Raw genomic sequence first — 16,908 nt, forward strand, 5'->3', positions numbered from 1 at the left:
GATCCGTACTCCACCAGAGGAGCTGAAGGTGTCGAACCGGGCTCAGACCAAAACCCCTTTGAGTAACCCGGTGGCCACCCTCACTGAAGATCTGAGGGCTCAAGGCCGGTCTCGGGTGACCATGCTCCGTGCATGGAAGCTTCCCAAGGTCCCCTCGAAGATTAGGCGATGACCTTCCGATGCACGGTGCGGGTCCTACTGGACAATGCCGTTCGAGCAGAGGCGGAACTGATTCATTCGCCTCACTCCTCCATCGAATGGACGTCATACACCGAACTTCAGTGCCTGGTTGAGGATGTCCCTCACGACTTTCACGCGGCCTTCCTCCGTACGGGCTCGCGTATCGATCCGGACTCGGACGTCTTCTTGTGCTGGACAGACAAGTCTCCAGCTCAGGGTCTGGCAGATCTTGAGTGCTGCATGAAACGCCGCACCGAGTTGAGCACGGGATGCACGATCTTCAAGAACCATCCCGGGCGGTGCGAATGGGAGTACATCGACCCGGAATTGGTGGCCGTGCAGGCACAGGCCGATCAGCTCACCAATGAGCTGGGCCTGACGAAGATCTTCCGAAACTTATGGGACGGCGACGCCCTTTGAATTCCGCTCCTGGCGGGCCGAACCACGCATGCTCCGTCTGGAGAGGAATGCAATACGCAGCACCTCGAACCGTGAACACCGAAACGAGAGGAAAGCGAATGACTGTCGTTGGAGAGGCGCCGATCACCAAGGGGGCCGGCGCGCTCGGTCTGGTGTGGCTGGACCTCACCCGGAAGTGTCAGCTCGCCTGTGGCCACTGCTACAACGAGTCCGGCCCGGACGGGTCGCACGGTTCGATGACCACCGCGGATTGGACGCGCGTGCTCGACGAAGCCGTCGCGGCCGACGTCCCTCGGGTGCAGTTCACCGGGGGCGAGGTCACCATGCACCCCGACGCGCCGGGCCTGATCGAGTACGCGTCGAAGCTCGGCCTGGCGGTCGAGGTGTACAGCAACATGGTCCACCTGGACGAGAGCTGGTGGAGCCTGCTCCGGCGGGAGAAGATCAGCCTGGCTACGTCGTACTACGGCCCGGAAGACGCGCACAACGCGGTCACCGGGCGGAACAGCCACGCCCGCACCCGCGCAAACATCGTGAAGGCGGTGGCGGAAAACGTCCCGATCCGGGTTTCCGTGATCGTCTTCGATCCCTCCGACACCGGAGAGGAGACGAAACAGGCACTGGCGGCCCTGGGCGTGCGAAACGTTCGCATCGATCACGTCCGGCCCTTCGGGCGCGGGGCGAATGGGCAGGAGCCGTGCACGGACAGACTCTGCGGACGATGCGGGAACGGGCGCGCGTCCATCGGCCCGAACGGCTCGGTCTCCCCGTGCGTGTTCTCCACGTGGCTGAGCGTGGGAAACGTCCAGGATGCATCCCTGGGCGCTATCCTCGGCGGCCCCGAGATCGCGCAGGCCAACGCGACCATTCGAGCGGGGCGCAACCTCGGCGGCTCCCTCAGCTGCGGCCCGGACAGTCCTTGCGGGCCGGACAACGACGACTCCCGATCCTGTACCCCCGACACTGACGACGAGTGCTCTCCCGGGACACCCGGAAGTGAGTGCACCCCGAGGAACTGAACGGAACATGGACACCGATCTTCCCGAATCCGCGATCCTCCCCTTGATTCAGGAGCACACGGGCTCCGTGGCCGCGATCCGCCGGACCGAGCGCGGCTTCAGTTCGGACCTGACGGCCGTGGTCGACTGCGCCAGAGGACCGTTCTTCGTCAAGGCGATGCGCAACCGACCGGGCGGCCGGCGGGAGTCCCTCATCAGGGAGAGGCTGATCAACGGGTACCTCGGGCACATCTCCCCGCCACTGCTGTGGGATGTGGAAGCCGAAGAGTGGTTGGTCCTGGGTTTCGACGTGGTCGACGGCCGGTCGGCCGACTTCGCGCCTGGATCACCTGACCTTGCCCTGGTGGTCGACGCGATCAGCGAGATCGGCCGTCTGTCCCTCCCGCCGGTCGCCCAGGACTGGGTCGAGACGCGATGGGACCGGTTCACGGCGGACAGCTTGGAGGCCGAGCTGTTCCGGGGTGACTCGCTCCTCTACACGGACATCAACCCGAGCAACTTCCTTGTGGAGAAGCGGCGCGTGTGGGCGGTCGATTGGGCGTGGCCGACCCGGGGTGCGGGGTTCATCGACCCCGCCCTCTTGGTCATCCAGCTAATTGCGGCCGAGCACACCCCGGGCGATGCCGAGAAGTGGGCGGAGCGATTGCCCTCATGGCGGGAAGCGACCTCGCAGGCGGTCGATGCCTTCGCTGCCGCCAACCTGCGGATGTACCGGGCCTCTGTCGACCGGAAGCCCGACGTGGACTGGCTGAAGGCCATGGTCGACGCGTGCCAGGAGTGGGCCAATCACAGAGGAGTCACCACGGAGTAGCGAACAAGACCGGACCACCCTCAGCCTGGACAGCAATCCGGGTGGTCCGGTCGCGGAAGCCCTGATCAGGACCCCGGTTGAGGTTCCCCCGTTGCTCGGAAGGGATTGATCGGCTGGTCAGAACGGGTGGGTGGGGTTTCAGGTTCGCCTGTCCGGCGGCTGCCTGCTCGGCGTAGTGCTTCTCTTCGAACTCGACGGGGCTGAGGTAGCCGAGCCGTTTCTGGATGCGCCGGCTGTTGTAGAACCCGTCGATGTACTCGAAGAGCGCGAGGTTCGCGTCGGCTCGGGTAGTGAAGGTGCGGCCGCGCAGGCCCTCAGTCTTGATGAGCATCCACAGGTTCTCCGCGAGAGCGTTGTCGTACGAGTCTCCGACGGAGCCCATGGATGCCTCGATTCCCGCCCGTAGCCGCCGTGTTGTGAGTTTCACGGACGTGTACTGACAGCCGTGGTCGGCATGGTGGATCAGCCGGCCCGGTTCGACCTCCCGGGAGGCGAGAGCGTACTCGAGGGTGGTCAGTACGAGGTCGGCGTCCGCGCGGGTGGAGGTCTCCCAGGCCACCACGCGGCGGGAGAAGGCGTCCCTGATCGCCGACAGCCACAAGGGTCCCTCCCCGGTGGGGATCATGGTGAGGTCGGTGACCCACAGGCGGTTCGGTGCTTGCGCGGTGAAAACGCGCTGCACCAGGTCGGGGGCGAGTGCGGCCTGCCGGTCGCGGCGGGTGAATCCCTTGGTCCTGCGGGGCTGATGCCGGCGATACCGGCTTCACGCATGAGTCGCTCGACCCGTTTGCGGCCCACGTGCACACCCTCGCGCCTGAGGACGGCGTGCACGCGGGGCGAGCCGTAGATGCCGCCGGAGTCGGTGTGGATCTGCTGGATCTGTGCGGCCAGCTCGCTGTCCCGGCGGATCCGTTCGCAGGGCTCCTTCTCGGCGTGGCGCCACCGGTAGTAGGTGGAAGAGGGGACGTGCAGTTCCCGGAGGGTGGGCTCGACCTCCAGGTGTCCGTGCTCGGTGAGGAGCGCGGTCACCTGGGCCGGGTCGGGTCGAGCTGTGCCGCGAAAAAAGCCGAGGCCGTCCGCAGGATCTCGTTCGACCGCTTGAGCTGGGTGTTCTCCTTGCGCAGCGCGGCCAGCTCGGTGCGTTCGTCGGTGGTCAGCAGGTCGCCTCGCTCGCCGGCGTCGGCCTCGGCCTGGCGGATCCAGTTGCGTAGGGCCTCGTGATGGACACCGAGTTCCTCGGCCATGCGGCGGATCACCGGCTTCGGCTCCGCGGTGCGATCCATCTGTACCGCACGCTCACGCAACTCCAGCGGATACTTCCTCGGGGCAGGCATCAGCAGGGATCCTCTCTGTGAGTCCCATCTGACCTGCTGTCACCATTCCCCGCATCTCGGGGGAACCTCACTCGTCGACCAGATCGGCCAGCAGGTGCGGAACGGTGCCGGCCAGCTCTTCCAGTGCGGCGCGGACGGCCTCGGTGAGACGCTCACAGCAATCTGCCAGCACGCTGTGGTGGAAGCCAGGATCGTCCAGTTCCATGGCCAGCGCGTATTTGAAATCAATGCGGCAGCGAACTGCCTCGGCCGCCTGCCGGTCCGACAGGCCGAGCAGGAACTGGAGCACACAGACGGTGGCCAGTTGGGCGGGCGAGAGCCCCGGGCGGCCGTCGCGCGGGTACCAGTCGGCGAAGTCCTCGTCACGCCACAGCCCGCCCAGGCGGTCTCTCACCCACATCGCCGTCGTACCACCCGGGTTACTCGCTCGCGCCATCTGCGCGGTCAGAGAGGGGACTTGCTCACCAGAACGGGCGGGGAGCGACAACGGACACCTCGACAACTGCATCGGTTCCTGAACAGATCCGAGCATGCCCGTTGATCATGCTGCTCCGCCGGGGATCCTCAAGATCCCCGACAGAGTCACCCCCCAAGGGCTTCTGACCTGTACCCGGACGGGACTTGCGGGGCTAACCCCGCGCTCCCTCATCCTCACGGCCAACAGCCCAGAACCCCTTGGAGGAGACGTGAGCACGGAGCAGCAGCCGACCCGGCCGACCCAGGTGCCGGCATCCGAGTCGCCGGAACCCGAACCGCACCGCGACTTCGCGAGAAAAGGCACCCTGGCGGCGATCAGCGGCGCGGCCTCCGGGACCGCCCGCGCATTCTGGGCGCATCTCCTCGGGGATGATTCCTGACGCCCTACACACGACGTCGGAGGACCCGCCGCGTGCGGTCCTGCGCAAAGGACACCCCGATGAAACGCCCGGCCGGAGCCGTGTGAACCCTGGTCCACGCCTGGTCCACGCCTGGTCCACGCACAGTGATCAACCACGCGACAGGGCTGGGTCCGGGTGAGACTGGTTCATGCAGATGGGGTGCCCCTCCACCAGGGGCACCCCATCCGACCAGCTTCTCCATGACCTGCGAAGCGCTGCGTCCCGGATCCACGTTTTTCACGACCGGTCGTTCAGGCCGCTCGGGGCGGCCCGTGTGTTCGTCCGGTCCGTGGTGGGCCGGGGGTCAGTCGCCGGCCTTGGTGCCGAGGGTGAGGTCGGTGGTGTGTTCCTTGCCGTCGCGCTCGTAGGTGACCGTGACCTTGTCGCCGGGCTGGTGGGTCCAGATCTCGCCGATCAGGGTGGGGCCGCTGTCGATGACGTGGTCGTCGAGCTTGGTGATCACGTCGCCGGGCTTGAGGCCGGCCTTGTCCGCGGGGCCGCCAGACTCGACGGGCTCGGCGCCGCTGACGCCCTGGTCGGTGATCTGCGCGCCGTTTGTCGACTCCTCCAGGGAGACCGAGGCGCCGATCTTCGCGTACACCGGCTTGCCGTTCTCGATCAACTGCTGGGCCACGTACTTGGCCTGGTTGATCGGGATGGCGAAGCCGAGGCCGATGGAACCGGCCTGGCCGGTGCCGCCGAGGCCGTTGCTCGCGGACTGGATCGCGGAGTTGATGCCGATCACGTTGCCCTGGGCATCGAGCAGCGGGCCGCCGGAGTTGCCCGGGTTGATGGAGGCGTCGGTCTGCAGGGCGCTCATGTAGGACGCCTTGCTGTCGGCGCTGCCGTCGCTGGAGGCCACGGGGCGGTTCTTGGCGCTGATGATGCCCGTGGTCACCGTGTTGGAGAGGCCGAAGGGCGCGCCGATGGCGATCGTGGAGTCGCCCACGGCCACCTTCTCGGAGTCGCCGAGGGCGAGCGGCTTCAGGTCCGAGGGCGCGTTCAGCAGCTTGATGACGGCGACGTCGTAGCCCTGGGCGTTACCGACCACCTCGGCGTCGTACTTCTTGCCGTCGGGGAAGGTGGCGCTGAGCTTGCCGCCGTCGACCGCCTCGGCCACCACGTGGTTGTTGGTGACGATGTGGCCCTGCTTGTCGAAGACGAAACCGGTGCCGGTGCCGCCCTCGCCGCTGTTGCTCTCGGCCTCGATGGTGACCGTGCTGGGCAGCGCCCGCTGGGCCACACCCGCGACCGTACCCGCCTCGCGCTTGACCGAGCCGCCGGTGTCGCCCGCGGAGACCGTGGTGGAGCCGCCGCTGTCGTTGTTCTCGGCCAGGGTGTAGCCGAGGCCGCCGCCCACTCCGCCGGCCACCAGCGCGGCGATCAGGACCCCGGCGAGCAGCCCGCCGCGCCCGCGGCCGGACTTCGGCGCCGGCTGCTGCTGGTACGAGGCGCCCCAGCCACCGCCGGAACCGTCGCCCGCGCCGCCGTACGACGGGCCGGCGGGCGGCGGGGGCGGCGGCCAGGAGGCGTCCGGGGCCGAGCCCTGCACGGCGGAGCCGTACGGCGCGGGCGCCTGGCCGGGGTGGTCCTGCGCGCTCCCGGCGTGCGCCTGGGCGCCCGGCACCGGGCCGGGCGGCGTCGGCGCGCCGCCCTGCGGCGGCGAGGGCTGCGGGGAGGTAGCGGGAGCATCCACCGGCACGGGGGGTGCGGACGGCGCCGGGGGTACCGCGGTGCCCTCGTTCTCGGTGCTCACAGCTTTTCTCCTCGATCCACGGCTGTCGTTCGGTGGCACTGAGTCGTACTCAGCCACGTTCGTGCGCGCCGGCCACCTGGTCCGGCGCGGTGTAGCTGTGCATGTCTTTTTGTATGTCGACAGCTTTTCCCACTGGCCGTCAGAGCACCATAAGCGGTTGCTGTGGGTCCGACGCCATTTCTTACATCGGACATTACGGATCATTCGTACCTGAGGTGCCCATCCCTGCCCACCCGGCCGCCACCTCTCGATGGCACCATGACGCGGTGACCCACGCACGACAGCACCGGATCCAGGTCGTCGCCCACCGCGGAGCGTCGGACGAGGCCCCCGAGCACACGCTGGCCGCGTACCGGAAGGCGATCGAGGACGGTGCGGACGCCCTGGAGTGCGACGTGCGCCTGACCGCCGACGGCCACCTCGTGTGCGTACACGACCGCCGCGTCAACCGTACGTCGAACGGCCGCGGCGCGGTATCGGCCCTGGAGCTGGCCGATCTGGCCGCACTGGACTTCGGCTCCTGGAAGACGCGCGGGGCGTGGCAGGCGCGCGAGGAGGACCCGGACTGGGTGCACCGGCCCGAGGACCGGGAGGCGACCTCCGTCCTCACCCTGGAACGGCTGCTCGAACTCGTCGCCGACGCCGGGCGCCGGGTGGAGCTGGCCATCGAGACCAAGCACCCCACACGGTGGGCGGGCCAGGTGGAGGAGCGGCTCCTGGTGCTGCTCAAGCGGTTCGGCCTGGACTCCCCGCCGCACGCGCGGGAGTCGGCGGTCCGCGTGATGAGCTTCTCGGCGCGTTCGCTGCACCGGGTGCGGGCGGCGGCCCCGACGCTGCCGACCGTCTACCTGATGCAGTTCGTCTCCCCGCGGCTGCGCGACGGGCGGCTTCCGGCCGGTGTGGGGATCGCGGGCCCCTCGCTCAGGATCGTGCGCGCTCACCCCGCGTACATCGAGCGCCTGAAGCGCTCCGGCCACCAGGTGCACGTGTGGACGGTGAACGAGACCGCTGATGTGGACCTCTGCGCGGGGCTGGGCGTGGACGCCGTCATCACCAACCGCCCACGCGCGGTACGGGACCGCCTGGACCGTCTGGATCGCCTGGACCGTCTGGATCGCCCCGGCCGCCCGGACCACCCCGACCGCCCCGACCACCCAGGCCACCCGGACCACCCGGACCACCCGGACCGCTGACCCGCCCGCTCGCGCACGGGCGTGACCCGGCCCGGTGGTCACAGGGTGTACTCCGGCGCGTTCGTCGCGTGTTCACCCGTGTCGAATGCGTCACCGGACGGCGATCGGCCGGTTTCCGGTTCCGGCCAATGGGGCATCCACACCGTGGCGTGGGGCGAAGGAGGTCTCGGGGGTGGCGTTGGTGGTGGCACAGGAAGTGCCCACGTCGTCGAGCATGGCCGTACCCCATGGCCCTGCGGGCGTGGGCAAGGCGAGGCACTGCATGCGTGATCAGTTGCGCAGAGGCGGTGTGGCGGACACGGTCATCGACGACGCTGTACTGATCCTGTCCGAACTTCTCAGCAATGCGTGCAAACACGGCAGGCCGCTGGGCGACGCCCTGGCGGGCGACGGCGATGTGCGGGCCGCGTGGCAGGTGGACGCCCGCGGCCGGCTGCTGGTGGAGGTGACGGACGGCGGCGGGCCCACCCGCCCGTCCCCGGCGACGCCTTCCGTCACGGCGCACGGCGGCCGAGGGCTCAACATCATCACGGCGCTGGCCGACGACTGGGGCGTGCGGGACGACGCCCGCGGCGAGGTCACGGTCTGGGTCGTCGTCCACGACGATGTGCACGATCCGGACGCCGGACACCGCCGCGACGACTTCGCGACCCGTGTGACGGCCCCGGCGGTGGCCCAGATGCCCGGCCTGGACTTCGCGGACGCCTTCGACGACGTGGGATGACCTCGGTCGTGCCGGGAGCGGATCCCGGCACGACCCGGCATTCCCCGGGCACCCACGGCGCGGGCACACCGGACGGCGGCCCTGCCGTCGTCCTCGACCCCGTTGTCGTCCACGGCCGCCCTCTACCCCGGTGCTCCGTCCACATTCCCGGCGTTGTGCACAGGGCCCCGTCGGCCGTGGTGTGAACGGCTAGGCTCGCGCCCGTACGAGTAGAGCCGTAACCGGGAGACAGCCACGATGGCCAAGAAGCGACCCCAGACGAAGGCCAAGCGCCCTCAGCTCGACGGAGCCCGGGCCGAGGGGGACGTTCCGGTCGTCGGCGCCCGCGAACCCTGCCCCTGCGGCAGCGGCCGCCGCTACAAGGCGTGCCACGGCCGGGCCGCCGCGCAGGCCGTGACCGAGCTGGTGCAGCGCCCGTTCGAGGGGCTGCCCGGCGAGTGCGACTGGGTGGCGCTGCGCGAACTGGTGCCCGCGGCCACGGTCGAGCTGCCGCTGAAGGGCGGTCTTCCCGAGGGCGTTCCCTCCGTCACGCTGGCCACGGTCCTGCCGATGGCCTGGCCCGCCCTGCGCCGCGACGACGGCTCGGTCCTGCTCGGCCTGCAGAACGACATGGCCTCCGGTGACCTCAGCCGCGACCTCGCCGACACCCTTCAGCGCGCGCTGACCGCCGAACCGGGTTCGCCGGTGCAGTCCCGCCGGGCGCCGGCCGACGGGCCCCGGCTGCAGGATCTGCTCGACCCCGAGGGCGCTTTCGAGCCAGTGGTGCACGAGGGCTTCGAATTCTGGGTGCCGGACTCGGAGAACGCCACGCCCGAGGTGACCGCCTCCCTGGAGCGGGCCAACGCCGCGGCCATCCCGACCGTCCGGCTCCAGGGCCTGGACGCCGCCTACTGGTGCGAGACGCCGGAGAAGAACCACCTGCGCTGGGTCATGCCGCACGAGGAGGAGCGTCTTCTGGACGCTCTCGCGCGGCTGCACGCGGCGGGCCGCTCGTCGCTCGGCGAGGGCACCCGGCTGGTGGGTTCCTTCCGTGCCCACGGGCTGACCGTGCCGGTCTGGGACCTGCCGAGCGAGGTCTCGGCGCAGGACGTGGAGAAGCCCGCGGCGGAGTTCGCCGAGCGCCTCGCCGAGGCCCTGAGCACGGACGCGGCGCTCACCCCCGCCGAGCGCCGGGCCCGCGGCGGCCTGACCAACCGGCAGGTCACGCTCAGCTAGCGGTGCCTTCCGTGCCCTGGTCCGGCCCGGTGGCCGGGCCGGCCGGGGCCGGAATCGACACGAGGTGACCCCAGTCACAACTCCCGGCCATGACTGGCCAGTCGATGACCGGAAAGGCCGAGATCGAATTTGCTAACCGCCGATCTCTTGTTACCGTTCCAGTAGCCCGGTTGCTGGTGCATCCCCCGTCGCCAGCAACCGGGTCTTTCCGTGCGGCCCCTTTTCGCAGGACGCGGCCGTGCGTGCACCGCCCCGCTTCCGGGGGTGAGTTGCTCCTCGTACGCAGCAGCAGCCGGCAGCAGAAGGCCCCCTCCGCCCCGGCCCGTGCGCTCCGCGACGACCGTGTTCCCGGCTGGCCCACCCCTCCCCACCCCACCGTCCCACCGCACCGCGCGGCCGCACCGCACGGCCGCACCGCGCGGGCGCATGGCGCATCCGGGCGGTGCGGCCGCGTGGGCTCCAAGGGGCTCCGCGCCCAGCTCCCCTACAGCTCGGGGGCGTTCACACCCTTGCGGGTGAGGGCGTCGACCACCGCGTCGACGACCGCCTCGACGTCGGGCAGCCAGGGCGAGGAGGAGCCGGGCAGCGGTGCCCGCTCCCAGCGGACGCCGCCCGCGCCGGTCTCGGAGGGGGGCAGGGCGAGGTAGCCGCCCTCGCCGTGGAAGCGCAGGGAGCCGGGGACGAAGTCCTTGGCGTAGAGCAGTTCACCCAACTGCTCCATGGAGTACGGCTTGACCAGGACCGACCAGCGGGTGGGTGCGGCCACGACCGGGCCGAGGCGGATGCCCTTGAGGTCGAGCGCGGCCAGGGCGCGGGCGGCCGGCAGCGCGGGCAGGGACACCGCGCACGGCGCGAGGCCGCCGGTGGCCAGGATGATCGGCGCGGCCGGGCGGTTCCCCCACCACCAGCGCACCATGCGCGCGTCCGCGGTGGCCGCGAGGAGGCCGGGGTCGAAGGGGTGCGCGCCGGGCACCGTGCACTCCGGGTCGGGACAGCAGCAGCGGGAACGACCCTGCGGGTCCGCCGCCACGCCCGGGAGGACGGGCCACTGCCAATGCGCCGCGTAGGTCAGGGCCGCGCCGATCAGGTCGGGCCCTCCGCCGCCGCGCCGGGACAGGAGCCTGCGACGCCTTCCGAGGATCTCGCGCATGAGCGCTCGTTCCTTTCCGTTGCACGCATGGCAACACCGTGGTCCACATCACACCATGTGTCGATCACTTCGCTTTGCGTAGCTGTTGGCGCATCACACCCTGTCGAAGACAAGGAAAAACCCCTGCGGGCCGCGCATTGGCTTCGTCCGCGGCCGTTCCGTCCATGCTGCGTCTATCAAAAGCATGGCCGTGGCGCGGGGGTGGCGAAGTCTGGCGTTTTGCCGTTCCGCGTATTTCTCTCCGCCTCCGCCAAGGGAGGATGGGGCACGGTCGTCGGTGGTTAGGACGCTCGGGCCCACCGCCAGGTTCCGGGTGGCTCCGGCCACCGCTGGCCTTCACCGAGTACGTACCCATCACGACCGTTGTGACGCTCCGTGGAACACCCCCAGTCGACCGCAACAAGCCGTCCTCTGGGGCAGTTTCAAGCCAAGTTCGCATTTACGCAAGATGTCGCGGAAAAAGTCGCTCGGACCGCACGGACACCAGTAATCCCAGCAGGACAATGCTGGACATCTCCTTACGAGTGCGTGTACATGTGGAGACACTGCTGGCGACGCAGAATGACATGGGGGTTTGCGATGCTTTTGAGCAGTAAGCACTGGTCGGAAAGCCGGTTGCCATGAACGCCCCGCACCCTCCGAAAGTGGCCGGAATCGATTCAACGGTTCCCTCACCCGCACACACTGTCGCGTCCGTCACACCGGGTTCGTCCCCGGCGGCGCCGCCCCCTCCGGCCTCCCCCGACGCACCGGGCGCCCTGCTCCAGGACCGGCTGGCCGGCTGGGTCTCCGACCTCACCACGCTGCACGAACTGACCGAGCGGCTGGCCCGCACGGGCACCCTCGCCGACGCCGTCCAGGAAGTACTGCGCGCGGGAGCCGCCCTGGTGGGCGCCCGGCGCGGACTGCTCGTACTGGAACCCGCCGACGGCCTCGGTCCGGACGGCTCGACCGGCCTCGGGCTGACCCGCGCCGACCTCGGCCACCTGGAGACGGTGGACCGCGGCGCGCTGTCCTACGGACGCATCCTGGAGGGGCTGCCGGGCGGCGAGGGCGGTATCGCCGAGCCCGACCTGTTCGCCGAGGAGGGGTTCGACCCGCGCCACCGCGAGGTCGCCGCCCGGCTCGGCTACGCCGCCAGCTACACACTCCCGCTGCGCTCCGACACCGCGGGCCGCCTCGGCGCCGCCGCCTGGCTGTACGACGAGCCCGCCGAACCCCGCGAGCGGCAGCGGCACCTGGCCGGGCTGTACGTCCGGTACGCCACCGAGCACCTCGCCCGGCTCCTGGCGGTCGAGCGCACGCGGGAGCGCATGGCGACGCTGGCGCGGGAGCTGCTGCCCGCGCGGCTGCCGCGGGTGCCCGGCGTCCGCCTCGCCGTCCGGCACCGCACCGGCCCGCGCGGCGGCGGCGACTGGTACGACGCGCTGCCGCTGCCGGACGCGGCCCTCGGCCTCTCCGTCGGCTCCGTCACGGGCGGCGGGCCGAGCGCGGTCGCCGCGATGGGCCGGCTGCGCGCCTCGCTGCGGGCGTACGCGGTGATGGAGGGCGAGGATCCGGTCGCCGTCCTGTCCGACCTGGAGCTGCTGCTGCGGCTCACCGAGCCGGCCCGCTCGGCCACCGCCCTGTTCGGTTACTGCGAGCCCGCGCTGCGCCGGATCACGCTGGCCGGCGCGGGACACAGCCCGCCGCTGCTGGTCGGCGAGCGGCGCACCCGGTTCGTGGAGACCTCGGTCTCCGCGCCGCTGGGCATGCTGGCCTGCTGGGAGGCGCCCAGCGTGGAGTTGCAGGCGGCGGCCGGGGAGACGGTACTGCTGTACACCGACGGGCTGTTGCACCGCACCGGTGACCCGGCCGACCGCGCCTTCGCCCGGCTGCACGCGGCGGCGGCCGGCGTCCCCCGGGCCGCGCGCCACGACCCGGACGCCGTCGCGGACCACGTCCTGCGCACGGTGCTGCCCGACGGACTGGACACGGCCGACTCCGAGGAGGACGTCGTACTGCTGGCGGTGCGGTTCGAGTAGCCCTCCGCCCGCCCGCCGGTGCGAGCCGGTGTAACAGGTCCTCCGGCCCTGGGCCCCCTTCCGGGCAACCGTACGATGGGGGGTGGCCCAGTGCCGTAACTAGGAGGATGACCGTGGCGGAGGAGTTGCCGGAGACCCCGGAGACCGCTGAAGAAGAGCCGATCAAGCAGCGTAAGAACGGCCTGTACCCGGGCGTCACCGACGAGCTCGCCGAGAACATGAAGTCCGGCTGGGCCGACACCGAGCTGCGCGACCTGGAGCCGATCGCCCAGGCAGCCGAGACCGCCGCCCGCCGTGCCGCGCTCTCCGCGCGCTTCCCCGGCGAGCGCCTGGTGGTGCCCGCGGGCAACCTGAAGACGCGGTCGAACGACACGGAGTACGCCTTCCGCGCCTCCGTGGAGTACGCGTACCTCACCGGCAACCAGACCGAGGACGGCGTCCTGGTGCTGGAGCCCACCGCGGACGGGCACCGGGAGACCATCTACCTGCTGCCGCGCTCGGACCGCGGGAACGGCGAGTTCTGGCTGAACGGCCAGGGCGAGCTGTGGGTCGGCCGCCGCCACTCGCTCACCGAGGCGGCGAAGCTGTACGGCATCCCCGCCTCCGACGTGCGCGAGCTGGCCGGCGCGCTGCGCGAGGCCACCGGCCCGGTGCGCGTGGTGCGCGGCTTCGACGCCGGCATCGAGGCGGCCCTGGCCGACAAGGTCACCGCCGAGCGCGACGAGGAACTGCGCGTCTTCCTCTCCGAGGCCCGCCTGGTCAAGGACGGGTTTGAGATCGGCGAGCTGCAGAAGGCGGTCGACTCCACGGTGCGCGGCTTCGAGGACGTGGTGAAGGTCCTCGACAAGGCCGAGGTGACCAGCGAGCGCTACATCGAGGGCACGTTCTTCCTGCGCGCACGCGTGGAGGGCAACGACGTCGGCTACGGCTCGATCTGCGCCGCCGGCCCGCACGCCTGCACGCTGCACTGGGTGCGCAACGACGGCCCGGTCCGCTCCGGCGACCTGCTGCTGCTCGACGCGGGCGTGGAGACGCACACGTACTACACCGCCGACGTCACGCGCACGCTGCCGATCGACGGCAGGTACAGCGAGATCCAGAAGAAGATCTACGACGCCGTGTACGAGGCCCAGGAGGCCGGTATCGCGGCGGTGCGGCCGGGCGCCAAGTACCGCGACTTCCACGACGCCGCGCAGCGTGTGCTGGCCGAGAAGCTGGTCGAGTGGGGCCTGGCCGAGGGCCCGGTCGAGCGGGTGCTGGAGCTGGGGCTGCAGCGCCGCTGGACGCTGCACGGCACCGGTCACATGCTCGGCATGGACGTCCACGACTGCGCGGCCGCCCGCGTGGAGTCGTACGTCGGCGGGACGCTGGAGCCCGGCATGGTGCTCACCGTCGAGCCGGGCCTGTACTTCCAGGCCGACGACCTGACCGTGCCCGAGGAGTACCGGGGCATCGGCGTCCGGATCGAGGACGACATCCTGGTCACCGAGGACGGCAACCGGAACCTCTCGGCCGGGCTGCCGCGCCGGTCCGACGAGGTCGAGGCGTGGATGGCCGCGCTGAAGGGCTGACGCCGCAGCCGCCCGCGGAGGGGCCGCACCCCGTCCGCGAAGGAGCCGCACCCCACCCGCGTAGAGGGCGGGGTGCCGCGCACACGCGTGGAGGCCGGGTACGGAGATCTCCGTACCCGGCCTCCACGCGTGTGCTCCGGACCGGTCGCCCGCGGACGGGCCTCTACACCGCCATGAGCGGGGCGTCCTTCCGCCACTTGATGATCTTGTCGAAGCTCACCATGGCTCCGCCGCCGTACCCCGGGGTGTTGCCGATGTGCACGTGGTCGGCCAGCTCCCGGATGAGACAGAGGCCGCGGCCGTGCTCGGCGTCGGTGGGCACCGCGCGGACCGGCCGGACGACGGGGGGAGCACCGGGGAAGCCGGGTCCGGCGTCGGTGACCTCGATACGGCACCGCTCGCCGTCCAGGTAGGCCGTGACCCGGTACGCCTCCGAGGACGGGCCGGTCCCGCCCTCCCCGCCGTGTTCGACGGCGTTGGCGCACGCCTCGGTGAGGGCGACGGAGAGGTCGTAGGAGATGTCGGGGTCGACGCCCGCGGTCTCCATGGTGCCGACCAGCAGGCGGCGGGCGAGGGGCACGCTCGCCGCCTCGCGCCGCAGATGGAGTGACCACCAGATGCTCATGCTGCACCAGCCTCCTGGCCGCGGCTCGACATACCGTTACGTATTGCCCGACGCGGCGTCGCGTAAGCGCGGGGCCGACGTGACTCCGCCCATACGGCGGATGCGCCCCTGGTGCGACCGGTGTATGAAGGGGCGCTCCGTACCGAAGGGTGATCTTCCGGTCGTACGGAATCTTGTGGACCTGCCGTACGGCGCGGGTGGGGCCAGTGCGATGATGAGCCCGCCATGACTGCCCCCCACCCGCCTTCGGCGCGCTCCGGGAGAGATCTCCGGATTCTGCGGGCCGCGGTGTTCGCCGCGGTCTGCGTCGTGCTGGCCGGCGCGGGGCACACGCTGGCCTCCTGCGCGAACGTCCCGCTGTGGTCGCTGGGCGTGGGGTTCCTCGGGACGGTCGTGGTCGCCGCGCCCCTCGCCGGACGCGAGCGTTCGATGCCCGGGATCGCCGCGCTGCTCGCGGTCGGCCAGACGGCGCTGCACACACTGTTCGGCCTGGGGCAGCACCACGCGGCCACGACGGCCGCGGTACCCGCCGCGGGCCCCGCGGGCTCCGGTTCCCTGTCCGACGCCTCGCTGGTCCAGGCGGCCGCGCGGCTGGTGTGCGGGGCCACCGCCGCGGCGATCAGCCCGGCCCAGGCCCAGCGCATCCTCACCGACGCGCGGGTCCAGCCGGAGGCGGCCGGCCACGCGCACCATCCGGCGGACGCCCTGTCGAGCGCGGCCGCCTCCCCGGCCGCGCTGCTGCCGTCCCTGCCGATGCTGCTGGGCCACGTCCTCGCCGCCCTGGCCGCCGGCTGGCTGCTGCGCCGCGGCGACCAGGCCCTGGCCCGGCTGGTCGAACTGTCGGCGCACTCCGCGCACTCGGTGGCCGAGAAAGCTCTCGTACGCTCCCTGCGCGCGGCGCTCGCCCTGGTGTGCGCTCTGTGCGCCGGGCTGACGGGCGCACCCGCGGAAGGTGTGCGCCCGCCGCGTACCGCGTTGCTCGCCACGCCACGCCTGCGCACCACCGCACTCCAGCACACGGTGATCCGGCGCGGTCCGCCGCGCTCTTCGATGGTTCTCGCCGCCTGACACGACGTGACCGCCGCTCCGCCGCACCGGTGGAGGGGAAGGCCGTCGTGCGGCACGCGCGTGCGCGCGCGACCCCTCATCGCGATCCACCGGAACTCACCGGAACTCACCCGAAGCGGAGTGCTCCTGTCATGAAGGCTTCCCGTATCGCCGCCGCCGGCGCCGTCGCCGGCACCGCCGTCCTCGTCCTGTCCGCCCCCGCCTTCGCGCACGTCACCGTGCAGCCGGAGGGCGAGGCCGCCAAGGGCGGCTACGCGACGGTGAACTTCAAGGTCCCCAACGAGCGGGACAACGCCTCCACCACCAAGCTGGAGGTCACCCTGGACGCCGGCCACCCGCTGGCGTCGGTGATGCCGCAGCCGGTCCAGGGCTGGGACATCGAGGTCACCAAGAGCAAGCTCGACAAGCCGATCGAGTCGCACGGCGAGAAGCTCACCGAGGCCGTCACCAAGGTGACGTGGACCGCCGACGGCGACGGCATCGAGCCCGGCTTCTTCCAGAAGTTCCCGGTCTCCCTCGGCGCGCTGCCCGAGGACGCCGACCAGCTCGTCTTCAAGGCGATCCAGACGTACTCCAACAAGGAGGTCGTGCGCTGGATCGAGGTGCCGCAGGAGGGCCAGGAGGAGCCGGACTCGCCGGCGCCGGTGCTCGCGCTCTCCGACGCCGAGGACGACGCCCACGGCTCCTCCGGCAGCGAGGCCGCCGACGCCGGGGACAGTGACGACACCGAGGCGGCCGCCAAGGACACGGCCACCGACACCGCCTCCGCCTCCGCCGAAGACAGCGACAGCAGCGACACCACGGCCCGCGTGCTGGGCGTCGTCGGCATCGTCGTCGGCGCGGTGGGCGTGGCCTACGGCGTCCTCGCCGGACGCCGGCGCGCCGGCGCCTGAGCCATCCGCTAGTCCGGTGCGTACCGGGGTCCGCCGTTCGGGCCCCG

General features: G+C 71.0%; 17 protein-coding genes and 1 pseudogene. 11 read left to right on the top strand and 7 right to left on the bottom strand.

What is annotated here, in order from left to right; translation table 11 throughout:
- Positions 1-168: 168 nt before the first annotated feature.
- The 3 genes from ABEB00_RS11150 to ABEB00_RS11160 all read left to right on the top strand — a co-directional run bounded on the left by ABEB00_RS11150 (position 169) and on the right by ABEB00_RS11160 (position 2,430).
- Positions 169-600: a hypothetical protein gene (locus ABEB00_RS11150; protein WP_345619166.1), complete on the top strand. Its 432-nt coding sequence runs from the start codon at positions 169-171 to the stop codon at positions 598-600.
- Positions 601-698: 98 nt separating this feature from the next.
- Positions 699-1,619 carry a radical SAM protein gene (locus tag ABEB00_RS11155; protein ID WP_345619167.1) on the top strand — a complete coding sequence of 307 codons (921 nt, stop codon included), beginning with the start codon at positions 699-701 and terminating at the stop codon, positions 1,617-1,619.
- Positions 1,620-1,626: 7 nt separating this feature from the next.
- Complete coding sequence (locus ABEB00_RS11160) at positions 1,627-2,430, top strand: protein kinase family protein (RefSeq protein WP_345619168.1); 804 nt, start codon at positions 1,627-1,629, stop codon at positions 2,428-2,430.
- On the opposite strand, the gene ABEB00_RS11165 is transcribed toward ABEB00_RS11160, so the two are convergent.
- The 4 genes from ABEB00_RS11165 to ABEB00_RS11180 form a co-directional block, all read right to left on the bottom strand.
- On the bottom strand, positions 2,417-3,112 hold the full coding sequence (locus ABEB00_RS11165; RefSeq protein ID WP_345619169.1) for an IS3 family transposase: 696 nt from the start codon (positions 3,110-3,112) through the stop codon (positions 2,417-2,419). The genes ABEB00_RS11160 and ABEB00_RS11165 overlap by 14 nt on opposite strands.
- Entirely contained in the window at positions 3,052-3,459 is a 408-nt protein-coding gene (locus tag ABEB00_RS11170) for an IS3 family transposase (protein WP_345619171.1), read from the bottom strand. The genes ABEB00_RS11165 and ABEB00_RS11170 overlap by 61 nt, the downstream gene beginning before the upstream one ends.
- Positions 3,456-3,764, bottom strand: coding sequence for a transposase (locus tag ABEB00_RS11175; RefSeq protein ID WP_345619172.1), 309 nt, complete (start codon positions 3,762-3,764; stop codon positions 3,456-3,458). The genes ABEB00_RS11170 and ABEB00_RS11175 overlap by 4 nt, the downstream gene beginning before the upstream one ends.
- Before the next feature lie 67 nt (positions 3,765-3,831).
- Positions 3,832-4,158, bottom strand: coding sequence for a transposase (locus ABEB00_RS11180; RefSeq protein ID WP_345619173.1), 327 nt, complete (start codon positions 4,156-4,158; stop codon positions 3,832-3,834).
- A 292-nt stretch (positions 4,159-4,450) separates the two neighbouring features.
- Between ABEB00_RS11180 and ABEB00_RS11185 the strand changes: the two genes are divergently transcribed.
- Positions 4,451-4,621, top strand: coding sequence for a hypothetical protein (locus ABEB00_RS11185; protein ID WP_345619174.1), 171 nt, complete (start codon positions 4,451-4,453; stop codon positions 4,619-4,621).
- 325 nt (positions 4,622-4,946) lie between these two features.
- On the opposite strand, the gene ABEB00_RS11190 is transcribed toward ABEB00_RS11185, so the two are convergent.
- Positions 4,947-6,398: a S1C family serine protease gene (locus ABEB00_RS11190; RefSeq protein WP_345619176.1), complete on the bottom strand. Its 1,452-nt coding sequence runs from the start codon at positions 6,396-6,398 to the stop codon at positions 4,947-4,949.
- 266 nt (positions 6,399-6,664) lie between these two features.
- Between ABEB00_RS11190 and ABEB00_RS11195 the strand changes: the two are divergent.
- From ABEB00_RS11195 to ABEB00_RS11205, 3 genes and pseudogenes are all read left to right on the top strand, one after another.
- Positions 6,665-7,489 (top strand): annotated as a pseudogene (locus tag ABEB00_RS11195) (glycerophosphodiester phosphodiesterase); the annotation flags it as partial.
- A gap of 187 nt (positions 7,490-7,676) precedes the next feature.
- Positions 7,677-8,315 (top strand): ATP-binding protein, encoded by a 639-nt coding sequence (locus ABEB00_RS11200; RefSeq protein WP_345619178.1) that lies wholly within the window; start codon positions 7,677-7,679, stop codon positions 8,313-8,315.
- A gap of 237 nt (positions 8,316-8,552) precedes the next feature.
- Positions 8,553-9,530, top strand: a complete 978-nt coding sequence (locus ABEB00_RS11205) for a DUF5926 family protein (RefSeq protein WP_345619181.1) — start codon at positions 8,553-8,555, stop codon at positions 9,528-9,530.
- Between the two features lie 484 nt (positions 9,531-10,014).
- Here ABEB00_RS11205 and ABEB00_RS11210 read toward each other — a convergent pair whose 3' ends face one another.
- The gene (locus ABEB00_RS11210; RefSeq protein ID WP_345619183.1) at positions 10,015-10,680 is read right to left on the bottom strand and encodes a bifunctional DNA primase/polymerase; all 666 of its coding nucleotides are present in this window, start codon (positions 10,678-10,680) and stop codon (positions 10,015-10,017) included.
- 620 nt (positions 10,681-11,300) lie between these two features.
- Between ABEB00_RS11210 and ABEB00_RS11215 the strand changes: the two genes are divergently transcribed.
- Entirely contained in the window at positions 11,301-12,704 is a 1,404-nt protein-coding gene (locus tag ABEB00_RS11215; RefSeq protein ID WP_345619185.1) for a PP2C family protein-serine/threonine phosphatase, read from the top strand.
- A 113-nt stretch (positions 12,705-12,817) separates the two neighbouring features.
- Positions 12,818-14,275 carry an aminopeptidase P family protein gene (locus ABEB00_RS11220; RefSeq protein ID WP_345619187.1) on the top strand — a complete coding sequence of 486 codons (1,458 nt, stop codon included), beginning with the start codon at positions 12,818-12,820 and terminating at the stop codon, positions 14,273-14,275.
- A gap of 163 nt (positions 14,276-14,438) precedes the next feature.
- On the opposite strand, the gene ABEB00_RS11225 is transcribed toward ABEB00_RS11220, so the two are convergent.
- Positions 14,439-14,900: an ATP-binding protein gene (locus ABEB00_RS11225; RefSeq protein ID WP_345619189.1), complete on the bottom strand. Its 462-nt coding sequence runs from the start codon at positions 14,898-14,900 to the stop codon at positions 14,439-14,441.
- 225 nt (positions 14,901-15,125) lie between these two features.
- Between ABEB00_RS11225 and ABEB00_RS11230 the strand changes: the two genes are divergently transcribed.
- Positions 15,126-15,968, top strand: coding sequence for a hypothetical protein (locus tag ABEB00_RS11230; protein WP_345619191.1), 843 nt, complete (start codon positions 15,126-15,128; stop codon positions 15,966-15,968).
- Positions 15,969-16,099: 131 nt separating this feature from the next.
- Positions 16,100-16,861 (top strand): YcnI family copper-binding membrane protein, encoded by a 762-nt coding sequence (locus ABEB00_RS11235; RefSeq protein WP_345619193.1) that lies wholly within the window; start codon positions 16,100-16,102, stop codon positions 16,859-16,861.
- Positions 16,862-16,908 lie beyond the last annotated feature (47 nt).

Origin of the sequence: Streptomyces ziwulingensis (genome assembly GCF_039542605.1) — a bacterium.
In the GTDB taxonomy this organism is placed as follows: domain Bacteria; phylum Actinomycetota; class Actinomycetes; order Streptomycetales; family Streptomycetaceae; genus Streptomyces; species Streptomyces ziwulingensis.

What these genes read in the sequence shown, in the direction of transcription:
- ABEB00_RS11230 (WP_345619191.1), top strand. Translation starts at nt 15,126, where the DNA reads ATGACTGCCCCCCACCCGCCTTCGGCGCGCTCCGGGAGAGATCTCCGG.
- ABEB00_RS11210 (WP_345619183.1), bottom strand. Translation starts at nt 10,680, where the DNA reads ATGCGCGAGATCCTCGGAAGGCGTCGCAGGCTCCTGTCCCGGCGCGGC.
- ABEB00_RS11150 (WP_345619166.1), top strand. Translation starts at nt 169, where the DNA reads ATGACCTTCCGATGCACGGTGCGGGTCCTACTGGACAATGCCGTTCGA.
- ABEB00_RS11175 (WP_345619172.1), bottom strand. Translation starts at nt 3,764, where the DNA reads ATGCCTGCCCCGAGGAAGTATCCGCTGGAGTTGCGTGAGCGTGCGGTA.
- ABEB00_RS11160 (WP_345619168.1), top strand. Translation starts at nt 1,627, where the DNA reads ATGGACACCGATCTTCCCGAATCCGCGATCCTCCCCTTGATTCAGGAG.
- ABEB00_RS11215 (WP_345619185.1), top strand. Translation starts at nt 11,301, where the DNA reads ATGAACGCCCCGCACCCTCCGAAAGTGGCCGGAATCGATTCAACGGTT.
- ABEB00_RS11225 (WP_345619189.1), bottom strand. Translation starts at nt 14,900, where the DNA reads ATGAGCATCTGGTGGTCACTCCATCTGCGGCGCGAGGCGGCGAGCGTG.
- ABEB00_RS11205 (WP_345619181.1), top strand. Translation starts at nt 8,553, where the DNA reads ATGGCCAAGAAGCGACCCCAGACGAAGGCCAAGCGCCCTCAGCTCGAC.
- ABEB00_RS11200 (WP_345619178.1), top strand. Translation starts at nt 7,677, where the DNA reads ATGCGTCACCGGACGGCGATCGGCCGGTTTCCGGTTCCGGCCAATGGG.
- ABEB00_RS11155 (WP_345619167.1), top strand. Translation starts at nt 699, where the DNA reads ATGACTGTCGTTGGAGAGGCGCCGATCACCAAGGGGGCCGGCGCGCTC.
- ABEB00_RS11235 (WP_345619193.1), top strand. Translation starts at nt 16,100, where the DNA reads ATGAAGGCTTCCCGTATCGCCGCCGCCGGCGCCGTCGCCGGCACCGCC.